The sequence below is a fragment of the Streptomyces sp. 378 genome (assembly GCF_030124145.1).
In the GTDB taxonomy this organism is placed as follows: domain Bacteria; phylum Actinomycetota; class Actinomycetes; order Streptomycetales; family Streptomycetaceae; genus Streptomyces.
Window position 1 is genome coordinate 49472 of record NZ_JASKMS010000041.1, and the last position, 11834, is coordinate 61305.

Annotated in this window: 9 protein-coding genes; 6 read left to right on the forward strand and 3 right to left on the reverse strand. The window is 72.0% G+C overall.

Going from position 1 to position 11834, the window contains the following annotated elements:
• Positions 1-21: 21 nt before the first annotated feature.
• Positions 22-1641: a phytoene desaturase family protein gene (locus tag QNO09_RS35900; RefSeq protein ID WP_283974425.1), complete on the reverse strand. Its 1620-nt coding sequence runs from the start codon at positions 1639-1641 to the stop codon at positions 22-24.
• Complete coding sequence (locus QNO09_RS35905; protein WP_283974426.1) at positions 1634-2143, reverse strand: SRPBCC family protein; 510 nt, start codon at positions 2141-2143, stop codon at positions 1634-1636. The genes QNO09_RS35900 and QNO09_RS35905 overlap by 8 nt, the downstream gene beginning before the upstream one ends.
• A gap of 541 nt (positions 2144-2684) precedes the next feature.
• On the opposite strand from QNO09_RS35905, the gene QNO09_RS35910 reads away from it, so the two are divergent.
• Positions 2685-4079 (forward strand): glycoside hydrolase family 16 protein, encoded by a 1395-nt coding sequence (locus QNO09_RS35910; protein WP_283974427.1) that lies wholly within the window; start codon positions 2685-2687, stop codon positions 4077-4079.
• Between the two features lie 60 nt (positions 4080-4139).
• Here the strand turns inward: QNO09_RS35910 and QNO09_RS35915 are convergent, their stop codons facing one another.
• Positions 4140-5027: a helix-turn-helix domain-containing protein gene (locus QNO09_RS35915; protein WP_283974428.1), complete on the reverse strand. Its 888-nt coding sequence runs from the start codon at positions 5025-5027 to the stop codon at positions 4140-4142.
• 157 nt (positions 5028-5184) lie between these two features.
• Here QNO09_RS35915 and tkt point away from each other — a divergent pair, with 157 nt between their 5' ends.
• The 5 genes from tkt to QNO09_RS35940 form a co-directional block, all read left to right on the forward strand.
• On the forward strand, positions 5185-7260 hold the full coding sequence (gene tkt, locus QNO09_RS35920) for a transketolase (protein WP_283974429.1): 2076 nt from the start codon (positions 5185-5187) through the stop codon (positions 7258-7260).
• Positions 7261-7278: 18 nt separating this feature from the next.
• The gene (tal, locus tag QNO09_RS35925; RefSeq protein WP_283974430.1) at positions 7279-8424 is read left to right on the forward strand and encodes a transaldolase; all 1146 of its coding nucleotides are present in this window, start codon (positions 7279-7281) and stop codon (positions 8422-8424) included.
• Positions 8421-10094 (forward strand): glucose-6-phosphate dehydrogenase, encoded by a 1674-nt coding sequence (gene zwf / locus QNO09_RS35930; protein ID WP_283974431.1) that lies wholly within the window; start codon positions 8421-8423, stop codon positions 10092-10094. Before tal ends, zwf begins: the two co-directional genes overlap by 4 nt.
• Complete coding sequence (gene opcA / locus QNO09_RS35935; RefSeq protein WP_283974432.1) at positions 10091-11026, forward strand: glucose-6-phosphate dehydrogenase assembly protein OpcA; 936 nt, start codon at positions 10091-10093, stop codon at positions 11024-11026. Before zwf ends, opcA begins: the two co-directional genes overlap by 4 nt.
• On the forward strand, positions 11019-11834 hold an 816-nt coding region (locus QNO09_RS35940; protein WP_502962388.1), incomplete at its 3' end, for a phosphoglucose isomerase-related protein. The genes opcA and QNO09_RS35940, both read left to right, overlap by 8 nt.

The window sequence follows — 11834 nt, forward strand, 5'->3', positions numbered from 1 at the left end:
ATACGTCCCCGAGGGCCCCGGTCAGTGCCTGGCTCCCGTGCGGTCGCGGCGGGCGAGGAGCCGCTGGGCGCGGGCCAGGCCGGGGGGCCGGTTACGGCGCAGGGCGGCCCGCGCGGCGTTGGCTCCCGGCGCTCCGTGCACGCCGCCGCCCGGGTGGGCCCCGGAGGAGGCGAGGTACAGGCCGGGCACCGGGGTCTCGGGGCGGCCGGTGCCGGGCAGCGGACGGAAGACGAGCTGCTGGTGCAGCGCGGTGGTGCCGCCGTTGATGGCGCCGCCGGCGAGGTTTCTGTCGAGTGCCTCCAGGGTCGGGGGCGCGAGGATGCGACGGCCGCGGATCAGGGAGCGGAAGCCGGGCGCGAAGCGCTCCACCTGGCGTTCGACCCGGTCGGCCATGAGCTCCTGGTCCTTGGCGTCCCAGCTTCCGGTGATCCCCTCGTCCGCGGCGTCGGCGCGGATCTCGTGAGGGATGTGGGTGTAGGCCCAGGCCGATTCGGTGCCCTGCGGCGAGCGCGTGGCGTCGGAGGTGGTCATCTGGCCGAAGATCAGGAAGGGGCGGTCCGGGACCTGCCGCATGGCGATCTGGGCGGCGAAGCGGGTCAGTTCGTCCATGCCGTCGGCGAGGTGCACCGTACCGGCCCGGGCGGCCTGCTCGGCCTGCCAGGGCACCGGGCCGTCGAGTGCCCAGTCGACCTTGAACGTGGCGAAGTCCCACTGGAAGCGGCGCAGGTCGTCGAGGAGCTGGGCGGGCAGGTGCGCGGGGGCGACCAGCTCGCCGTACAGGGCGGGCACCGACACGTCCGCCAGCACCGCCCGCCGGGCCCGTACCGCGTCGCCGGTGGCCGTCCGCACGCCGACGGCGCGCCCGCCGCGGACGACGACCTGCTCGACGCGCTGCCCGCAGCGGACCCGCCCGCCGCGGCTCTCCAGACGCCGGACCAGAGCCGAGGTCAGCGCCCCGGAGCCACCGGCCGGGACGGGGAAGCCGTAGGTCTGGCCCAGCATGGCCATCAGCCAGCCGAAGCCTCCGCTGCCCGCCGACTCGGGGGCGAGGTCGGCGTGCAGGGCGTTGCCGGCCAGCAGCAGCCGCCCGCCCTGGCCGCGGAACTCCTCCTCCCCCAGGCGCCGCACCGGCAGCACCAGGGAGCGGGCCATGCGCAGTCCGCCCGCCGCCCGCAGCCGCAGCGCCAGCCGTGCCGTCGCGCGGACGGGCGGGAACGGGGTGAACAGGGCTTCCAGGAGGCCGGGGCGCATGCCCTCCCACACGTCGTGCAGCCGTCGCCAGGCCGCTCCGTCACCCTGCTCGAAGGTGTCCAGGGACGCGGCGGTGATGTCGATGTTCCGGTCCAGGACGGCGCAGCCGCCGTCGGTGAGCGGGTGGGCGAGCACGCTGGGCGCGTGGCTCCAGCGCAGTCCGTGCTCCTCGGGGCGCAGCGCGGCCAGGACGGGCGAGGCGGCCGCGAGGGGGTAGAAGGAGCTGAACAGGTCGTTGACGAAGGCGGCGTCGACGCCCCGGTCGTGGCGCACCGCGCCCCCCGGTTCGGGCTGCTCCTCCAGCACCTCGACGCTCCACCCGGAGCTCGCGAGGACGTTGGCGGCGACCAGTCCGTTGGGGCCCGCGCCGATCACCACGGCGTCAGGCATCGCGGCCGCCGTCCGCGTCGGACGCCACGGTCACCTGGCCCAGGGCCCGCCGGGTGTCTCCCTCCTGGTTCGCCTGGGCCTCGCACAGCCGGGCCAGCCGGGCCAGCATGGCGCGGTGGCGCAACTGGATCAGCGCCTCGAATCCGACGTTGTGCAGCCGGCCGCCCGCGCCCATCAGCGGATGCTCGTCCACGATCACCAGACAGTGCTCGCCCCAGGGCCGCAGCTCGATCGCGATGCGTGCCGTGCCCAGCACACCGGCGTTCGCCTCCAGCTCCAGCCGGGTGCCCTCCTCGCAGTGGCGGACGACCGTCTCGTTCTCCAGGCGTGCCGGGCCGAGCCGGACTTCGTAGTGGATCGCCGCGCCCGTACGCGGCCACTGTCCGCGTACGGGGTGGGACTCGGAGGTGCCCACCACCCACTCGGCGTAGCGACGGCCGTCGGCGAGGACGTCCCACACGGCGCTCGGCGGGACTCGGATCAGGCGATGGCGTACGGCCACGGATGCCTCCTGCTGGCTCGACCGGTTCTTCCGCCCCCGAGTGCCCCGTCCGGCCGGGTTCAACAGCCTGGTGCGCGGGGTGCCGGACGGCGACCGGGGCAACCGTCGCGGCCCGACGGGAGTCGAACCCCGCGAGGTGCGGCGAGGGGGGGGCGGGGAGGGCACCGGTCGGACAGGGCGCGGCGGTGGGCACGGTGGCCGCCCGGCACACCACCGGTGGCGGGCCGGGCCGCGGTGGCTGCCGATGGCCGTCGTCTCGGTGATCGTCGGCACCGTCGTGGTCTTCGCGGGGCTTCCCGAGTGGACGACGGGATCGGCATCCTGCTCGTCCTGGCCCTGGACGACACGGTGGCCTGCACGTGAAGCGGTGGTCCGCCGACGAAGAGGCTTCCGGCTGACGCCCCGGTCCCTTTCCTTCAGGCTGTGCAGCCGGCGGGGCCCGCCCACCTTTCTTGGCTTCATCCCTTGACGGCCCGGGTGCGGTGGAGCACATTGGCGGCACTTTGAGAGCGCTCTCATCCCTGACCCGAGAGGCCCCCACATGAGCGGAACCTCAAGCACCCCCCGCAGACCCCGCCCCTTGCGCCGGGCGTTCGTCGCCGTCGTCGGCACACTCGGCCTCACGGCGGCCGCCGCCACGGTCGCCACCCCCTCGGCCGACGCCTCCGCACCGCCGCCCCCGTCGGGTTGGACGCAGGTGTTCGCGGACGACTTCAACGGCGCCGCGGGCTCCGGCGTCGACACCTCCGACTGGCGTTACGCGACCGGCAAGGGCTACCCGGGCGGTCCCGCCAACTGGGGCACCGGCGAGATCGAGACGATGACGAACAGCACGGAGAACGTCTCGCTCGACGGCAACGGCAACCTGCGCATCACGCCCCGGCGGGATGCCGCCGGCAACTGGACCTCCGGCCGGATCGAGACCAACCGCACCGACTTCCAGCCCCCGACCGGCGGCACGCTCCGCGTCGAGTCGCGCATCCAGGTGCCGAACGTCACCGGCGCCGCCGCCAAGGGCTACTGGCCCGCGTTCTGGATGCTGGGCTCCCCGTACCGCGGCAACTACTGGAACTGGCCGGCGGTCGGCGAGCTGGACATCATGGAGAACACCCAGGGCATGAACACGGTGTTCGCCACGATGCACTGCGGCACCTCGCCGGGCGGCCCCTGCAACGAGACCAGCGGCATCGGCGGCTCGACGACCTGTCAGAGCACCTCCTGCCAGGCCGGCTTCCACACCTACCGGATGGAGTGGGACCGCTCGACGAGTGTCGAGGAGATCCGCTTCTACCTCGACGGCGTCAACTACCACACGGTGCGCGCCAACCAGGTCGACGCGACGACCTGGAAGAACGCCACCGACCACGGCTTCTTCATCATCCTGAACGTCGCGATGGGCGGCGGTTTCCCCGACGCGTTCGGCGGCGGCCCGGACGCCGGGACGCAGCCCGGCCACGCGATGGTCGTCGACTACGTGCAGGTGCTGTCGTCCGGCGGCGGCACCACGCCTCCCCCGACCGGCGGCCGTGACGCCTACGGCACCATCCAGGCCGAGTCCTACGACGGCCAGTCCGGTGTGATCACCGAGACGACGTCCGACTCCGGCGGCGGTCGGAACGTCGGCGCCCTGGCCAACGGCGACTGGCTGCACTTCAAGGGCGTCGACTTCGGCTCCTCGGCGGCCCGGCAGTTCAGCGCCCGGGTCGCCGGCGGCGCGGCGGGCGGTGTCAGCGGGCTGGTCGAGGTGCGACTGGACAGCCGCAGCAACGCGCCCGTCGGGAGTATCGCGGTGGGGAGCACCGGGGGCTGGCAGTCCTGGCGGACCGTCCCGGCGAACATCAGCGCCGTGACGGGCACGCACGACGTGTATCTGACCTTCACCAGCGGACAGCCGGCGGACTTCGTGAACGTCAACTGGTTCACCTTCGGGCACTGAGCGTTCACGGCGGGGGCCCCACGCGCGCGTGGGGCCCCTTCTCGCTGTGCCGGGCCGCCGTCAGCGCAACTCGGCCCGGAACGCCGCCGGGGTCTGCTCCGTGTGCTGGTGGAAGAACTTGGAGAAGTTCGCGGCGTCCGGGAAGCCGACCGCCACGCCGACCCTGCCGATCGGCAACTCGGTGTGGGCGAGCAGCCGTTTGGCCTCCAGCACCACGCGCTTGTCGATGAAGGCCTTGGGCGTGTCACCGGTCGCCGCGCGCACCGCCCGGACCAGGGTGCGGCGGGAGTAGCCGAGCGCGTCGGCGTAGGCGCTGACGCTGTGGTTGGTGGCGAAGTCCCGTTCCACGGCGTCCCGGAAGAGGGTGAAGGTGGAGTCGGACCGCTGCCGCAGGGCCTGAGGCGAGCTCGCCGCGAGGTGGGCGAGCCGCAGCAGGAACACCGTCAGCGCGTGGCGCAGGACTGCGGTGTGCAGGCTGAGCGGGAGCGTCGCCGTGTCCTCGTACTCACGCCGCAGGTGTGCCAGTGCGGCCTGCAGACCGGCGAGTTGGGCCGGGTCCGGGCGCAGCAGCGGCGGCAGGTCGTAGCGGTAGAGGCCGGTGGCCTCCACGGTCGAGCGGGGCAGGAAGCCGGGTTGCATGGTCAGCACGGTTCCGCGGTACTCGCTGGAGGGCGAGAAGCGGTGGACCTGCCCGGGGCGGATCCACAGCAGGTCACCGGCCGTGGCGTCGTACTCGGTGAAGTCGACCATGTGCCGGACCGGGCCCGCGCCGAACAGCAGGACGATGTGGAAGTCGATGCGGTGCACGCGCTCCGGCGGCGTGTCGACGTGCCACGTCCGGCCGGTGCCCATCGGGCCGACCTGCATGCCGACGCCGCCGACACTGAGCTCGACCGGGAAGGGGAACGTAGCGATCCCGTCGCCACCTTGGATGCTTCTGTCCGCCATGTCCGCCTCGTGCCGCCCCGCTCGCGTGCCCTGCTGCCCGTGGGTGTCCCACTTTCACCACAGGCTGGCACACGACGACCTTCCGTCGAAAAAGTCAGACTTTTAGTTTTGAACACGTCAGACCAGCAACTTCGCTCCTATCGAGGACTTCTTGAAGATGAGCACGCAGACAGCGGACCGCTTCGAATGGACCGAACTCGACCGGCGTGCCGTCGACACCGCCCGTCTCCTGGCGGCGGATGCCGTCCAGCGGGTCGGCAACGGCCATCCCGGTACCGCGATGAGCCTGGCACCGGCCGCCTACACGATCTTTCAGAAGGTGATGCGGCACGATCCCGCCGATCCCGAGTGGACCGGCCGTGACCGCTTCGTCCTCTCCCCCGGCCACACCTCGCTGACCCTCTACACGCAGCTCTACCTCGCGGGCTACGAGCTGGAGCTCGACGATCTGAAGGCGTTCCGCACGCACGGCTCCAAGACGCCCGGTCACCCCGAGTACGGGCACACGGCGGGCGTGGAGACCACCACCGGCCCGCTCGGCCAGGGCGTCGCGAACGCCGTCGGCATGGCGATGGCCGCCCGCTACGAGCGCGGCCTGTTCGACCCGGACGCCCCCGAGGGAGATTCCCCCTTCGACCACACGATCTGGGCGATCGTCTCCGACGGCGACCTCCAGGAAGGGGTCTCCGCCGAGGCCTCCTCGCTCGCCGGCCACCAGAAGCTCGGCAACCTGGTCCTCCTCTACGACGACAACCACATCTCCATCGAGGGCGACACCGCGACCGCGTTCTCCGAGGACGTGCTGAAGCGCTACGAGGCGTACGGCTGGCACGTGCAGCGGATCGAACCGCGGGAGGACGGCGACGTCGACGTGCACGCGCTGTACACGGCGCTGCGGGCGGCGCGGGCCGAGACCGGGCGCCCCTCGATCATCGCGATGCGCACGATCATCGCCTGGCCCGCCCCGAACGCCCGGAACACCGAGGCCGCGCACGGTTCGGCGCTCGGCGAGGACGAGGTCGCGGCCACCAAGCACCTCCTCGGCTTCGACCCGGAGCGGTCCTTCGAGGTCGCCGACGAGGTACTGGCCCATACCCGCCGGGCCCTGGACCGGGGCGCCGAGGCGCACACCGCCTGGGACAAGCGGGTCGCCGCCTGGCGGGGCGAGAACCCGGAGCGGGCCGCCACCTTCGACCGCGTCGGCAAGGGCGAGCTGCCCGAGGGCTGGGAGGACGCCCTGCCGGTGTTCGAGCCGGGCAAGGCGGTCGCCACCCGTGCGGCCTCCGGCAAGGTCCTCCAGGCGCTCGGCCCGGTCGTCCCGGAGCTGTGGGGCGGTTCGGCCGACCTGGCCGGTTCCAACAACACCACCATCGACAAGACCAGCTCGTTCCTCCCGGCGGGCAACCCGCTGCCGGAGGCGGACCCGTACGGCCGCACGGTCCACTTCGGCATCCGCGAGTTCTCCATGGCCGCGGAGATGAACGGCATCGCCCTGCACGGCAACACCCGCGTCTACGGCGGCACCTTCCTGGTGTTCTCCGACTACATGCGCAACGCGGTGCGGATGTCGGCCCTGATGCAGCTGCCGGTGACCTACGTGTGGACGCACGACTCCATCGGCCTGGGCGAGGACGGCCCGACCCACCAACCGGTCGAGCACCTCGCCTCGCTGCGCGCGATCCCGGGCCTGAACGTCGTACGCCCCGCCGACGCCAACGAGACCGCCGTCGTCTGGGCCGAGATCCTGAAGCGGCACTCCACCGCCCCGGCCCCGCACGGACTCGCGCTCACCCGCCAGGGCGTGCCGACCTACGAACCGGACGCGCGAGCGGCACGCGGCGGCTACGTGCGGTTCGAGGCGGAGGGCGGCGAGCCGCAGGTGATCCTGATCGCCACCGGTTCCGAGGTCCACGTCGCCGCCGAGGCGCGCGAGCGTCTCCAGGAGGCGGGCGTGCCCACCCGCGTCGTGTCGATGCCGTCCGTGGAGTGGTTCGAGGAGCAGCCCCGCTCGTACCGCGACCGTGTGCTTCCGCCCTCCGTGAAGGCCCGGGTCGCCGTCGAGGCCGGCATCGGCCTGACCTGGTACCGGTTCGTCGGGGACGCGGGGCGCGTCGTCTCCCTGGAGCACTTCGGTGCTTCCGCCGACGCCGGGACCCTCTTCGCCGAGTACGGCTTCACGCCCGAGAACGTCGTCGCCGCCGCGCGGGAATCCCTGTCCGCGGCTCGCGGCTGACCGACCGCCCGAAAGAAGATGATCACTGTGACCGAAGCGACCGCGCACGCGGGAGCACTGGAGCGCCTGTCCCAGGAGGGCGTGTCGATCTGGCTGGACGACCTGTCGCGCCGGCGGACCGAGTCCGGCGACCTGACCGGGCTCGTCGCCACGAGGAACGTCCTCGGCGTCACCACCAACCCGTCCATCTTCCGGGCCGCCATCGGCTCCGGTGCCGGTTACCGGGAGCAGCTCGCCGACCTGGCGGTGCGCGGCGTGACCGCCGACGAGGCGGTCCGGACGATGACGACCGCCGACGTCCGCGCCGCCGCCGACGTCCTGCGGCCGGTGTACGAGGCCACCGGCGGCCGGGACGGCCGGGTCTCCATCGAGGTCGATCCCAGGCTGGCCCACGACACGACGGCGACCGTCGCCGAGGCCCGGCAGCTGGCCCGGCTGGTGAACCGACCCAACGTGATGCTCAAGATCCCGGCGACGAAGGCGGGCCTGCCGGCGATCACGGAAGTGATCGGAGCGGGTATCAGTGTCAACGTGACGCTGATCTTCTCGCTGGAGCGCTACCGCGAGGTGACGGACGCCTACCTCGCCGGTCTGGAGCGGGCACGGGCGGCCGGCCTGGACCTGTCGGGGATCCACTCGGTCGCGTCGTTCTTCGTCTCCCGCGTGGACACCGAGATCGACAAGCGGCTGACGGTGCTGGGCACGGACGAGGCCCTCGCCCTGAAGGGCAGGGCGGCCCTGGCCAACGCGCGGCTCGCCTACCAGGCGTACGAAGAGGTCTTCACCGGGCCGCGCTGGCAGGCCCTGGCGGATGCCCATGGAAACCGGCAGCGCCCCCTTTGGGCCTCCACCGGTGTGAAGGACCCCGCCCACAAGGACACCCTGTACGTGGACGAACTGGTCGCCCCCGGCACGGTCAACACCATGCCGGGGGCCACGCTGAACGCCCTCGCCGACCACGGTGACGTCCGGGGCGACACCGTCACCGGCGGTTACGACCGGGCCCGAGCGGACCTGGCGGACATCGAACGGCTCGGCATTGCATATGACGAGGTGGTGCGGCAACTGGAGAACGAGGGCGTGGCCAAGTTCGAGGTGGCCTGGCAGGACCTGCTGGACGCGGTCACCAAGTCCTTGAACGACAAGGGAGTTGACGCGGAATGAGCGAGGGCATCCCCCAGACGGCCGAACAGGAGACCAAGGGCACCAAGGAGGACAAGGAGGCCCGGATGGCCCAGGAGGCCGCCGGGGTCGAGCAGACCGGGGTGAGCGGCGAGCCGCAGGCCGCCCCGCGCACCGACCACGCGGACCCCGACTTCAGCAACCCGCTGCGCGACCCGGGCGACCGCCGTCTGCCCAGGATCGCGGGGCCCTCCGGGCTGGTCATCTTCGGCGTCACCGGTGACCTGTCCCGCAAGAAGCTGATGCCGGCCGTGTACGACCTGGCCAACCGCGGTCTGCTGCCGCCGGGCTTCTCCCTGGTGGGCTTCGCCCGCCGGGACTGGGAGGACCAGGACTTCGCGCAGGTGGTGCACGACGCGGTCCGCGAGCACGCGCGCACCCCGTTCCGCGAGGAGGTCTGGCAGCAGCTCGCCGAGGGCATGCGGTTCATCCCGGGCGACTTCGACGACGACACGGCGTTCAAGCAGCTGCGCTCCGCCGTGGAAGAGCTGGACGCCTCCCGGGGCACCAGCGGCAACTACGCCTTCTACCTCTCGGTGCCGCCGAAGTTCTTCCCCAAGGTCGTCCAGCAGCTGAAGAAGCACAAGCTGGCCGACGCCCCCGAGGGCGCCTGGCGCCGTGCGGTCATCGAGAAGCCGTTCGGGCACGACCTCGACAGCGCCTGCGAGCTGAACGCGATCGTGCACGACGTGTTCGACCCGGAGCAGGTCTTCCGCATCGACCACTACCTCGGCAAGGAGACCGTCCAGAACATCCTGGCCCTGCGCTTCGCCAACCAGATGTTCGAACCGATCTGGAACCGGTCGTACGTCGACCACGTGCAGATCACCATGGCCGAGGACATCGGCATCGGCGGCCGGGCCGGCTACTACGACGGCATCGGCGCCGCGCGTGACGTCATCCAGAACCACCTGCTGCAGCTCATGGCGCTCACCGCGATGGAGGAGCCGGCCGCCTTCGACGCCGCCTCGCTGCTCACCGAGAAGCTGAAGGTCCTCAAGGCCGTGCGGCTGCCGCGGGACCTCGGGCAGGGCACCGTGCGCGCGCAGTACGCGGCGGCCTGGCAGGGCGGCACGAAGGTGCGGGGCTATCTCGAGGAGGACGGCATCGACCAGTCCTCCACGACCGACACCTACGCCGCGGTCCGGCTCCAGGTGGACAACCGCCGCTGGGCGGGCGTCCCGTTCTACCTGCGCACCGGCAAGCGGCTCGGCCGCCGGGTGACGGAGATCGCGGTGGTGTTCCAGCGGGCCCCGCACTCCCCCTTCGACTCCACCGCGACCGAGGAGCTGGGCTCCAACGCGATCGTCATCCGCGTCCAGCCGGACGAGGGCATGACGGTCCGCTTCGGCTCGAAGGTCCCGGGCACGTCGATGGAGATCCGGGACGTGACGATGGACTTCGCCTACGGCGAGTCGTTCACCGAGTCGAGCCCCGAGGCGTACGAACGGCTGATCCTCGACGTCCTCCTGGGCGACGCCAACCTGTTCCCCCGTCACCAGGAAGTGGAAGAGTCCTGGAAGATCCTCGACCCGATCGAGCAGTACTGGGCCACGCACGGCCGGCCCGCGCAGTACGCCTCGGGCAGCTGGGGACCCGAGGAAGCCGACGAGATGCTCGCACGAGACGGACGGAGCTGGCGCAGGCCATGAAGATCGACCTGACCGACACCACGGCAAGCAAGATCAACAAGGCGCTGGTGCAGGGGCGCCGCGCCATCGGCACGCCTGCCGTGGGCATGGTCCTGACGATGGTGATCGTCACGGACGAGGAGAACGCCTACGACGCGATCAAGGCGGCCGAGGAGGCCTCGCACGAGCACCCCTCGCGCACCCTGGTCGTCATCAAGCGGCACGCCCGCACCCCGCGCGACCGTCAGGCCTCCCGCCTGGACGCCGAGGTCCGGGTGGGCGCCGACGCGGGCACCGGCGAGACGGTGATCCTGCGGACCTACGGCGAAGTGTCCGACCACGCCGACTCGGTGGTGCTGCCGCTGCTGCTGCCGGACGCGCCGGTGGTGGTGTGGTGGCCGATGGACGCCCCCGAGGTGCCCTCGAAGGACCCGCTCGGAGCGCTGGCCCAGCGCCGGATCACCGACCTGTACGCCGTCGCCAACCCCCTGGAGGTGCTGGAGAGCCGGGTCCGCTCCTACGCGCCCGGCGACACCGATCTCGCCTGGACCCGGCTGACGCCGTGGCGTTCGATGCTGGCGGCGGCGCTGGACCAGGCCCGGGTGCGGATCACCTCGGCGGCCGTGGAGGCCGAGGCCGAGAACCCGGCCGCCGAGCTGCTGGCCCGCTGGCTGGAGGCACGGCTGCACGTCCGGGTCGACCGTGTGGTCACCGCCGGTCCGGTCGTCACGGCCGTGCGCCTGGGCACGGAGAACGGCGAGATCGTCATCGACCGCCCCGAGGGGCCGCTGGCCACGCTGAGCCTGCCGGGCCAGCCGTCGCGCACCCTCGCGCTCAAGGTCCGTGCCACCTCCGAACTCATCGCCGAGGAGCTGCGGCGCCTCGACGCGGACGAGATGTACGCCATCGCCCTGAACGGCGAGGCAACCGAGGAGACCCCTGCTCATGTCTGACTCCCCCTCCGGTTCCCCGAGGCTCACCCGGCGCCCCGAGTGGGCCGCCCTGGAGGACCACCGCAAGGACGCCCTGCCCCGGCCGGACCTGCGCGAACTGTTCGCGGCGGACCCGGGGCGCGCCGAGCGCCACGTCGTGCGCGTGGGCGACCTGCGCATCGACTACTCCAAGCATCTGATCACCGACGAGACGCTCGCCCTGCTCCAGGAACTGGCCGCCGCGACCGACGTGTTCGGGCTGCGCGACGCCATGTTCCGCGGTGAGCGGATCAACGTCACCGAGAACCGGGCCGTGCTGCACACCGCGCTGCGCGCCCCGCGGGACGCCGTCATCGAGATCGACGGCGAGAACGTCGTCCCGGGCGTGCACGCCGTGCTGGACAGGATGGTCGCCTTCGCGAACCGGGTGCGCTCGGGTGAATGGACCGGGCACACCGGCAAGCGCATCCGCAACGTCGTCAACATCGGCATCGGCGGCTCGGATCTCGGCCCGGCGATGGCCTACGACGCGCTGCGGCCGTTCACGGCCCGGGAGCTGACGTTCCGGTTCGTGTCGAACGTGGACGGCTCCGACCTGCACGAGGCCATCCGCGACCTGGACCCGGCCGAGACGCTGTTCATCGTCGCGTCCAAGACCTTCACCACGATCGAGACCATCACGAACGCGACCTCGGCGCGCTCCTGGCTGCTGGACGGCCTCGGGGGCGACGACAAGGCGGTCGCCCAGCACTTCGTGGCGCTGTCCACGAACGCCGAGAAGGTCGCGGACTTCGGCATCGACGTCGACAACATGTTCGAGTTCTGGGAC

Bases quoted from the DNA above. Each gene is read 5' to 3' on its own strand.
- tal (WP_283974430.1), top strand. From the start codon at position 7,279: ATGATCACTGTGACCGAAGCGACCGCGCACGCGGGAGCACTGGAGCGC.
- tkt (WP_283974429.1), top strand. From the start codon at position 5,185: ATGAGCACGCAGACAGCGGACCGCTTCGAATGGACCGAACTCGACCGG.
- zwf (WP_283974431.1), top strand. From the start codon at position 8,421: ATGAGCGAGGGCATCCCCCAGACGGCCGAACAGGAGACCAAGGGCACC.
- QNO09_RS35910 (WP_283974427.1), top strand. From the start codon at position 2,685: ATGAGCGGAACCTCAAGCACCCCCCGCAGACCCCGCCCCTTGCGCCGG.
- QNO09_RS35900 (WP_283974425.1), bottom strand. From the start codon at position 1,641: ATGCCTGACGCCGTGGTGATCGGCGCGGGCCCCAACGGACTGGTCGCC.
- opcA (WP_283974432.1), top strand. From the start codon at position 10,091: ATGAAGATCGACCTGACCGACACCACGGCAAGCAAGATCAACAAGGCG.
- QNO09_RS35915 (WP_283974428.1), bottom strand. From the start codon at position 5,027: ATGGCGGACAGAAGCATCCAAGGTGGCGACGGGATCGCTACGTTCCCC.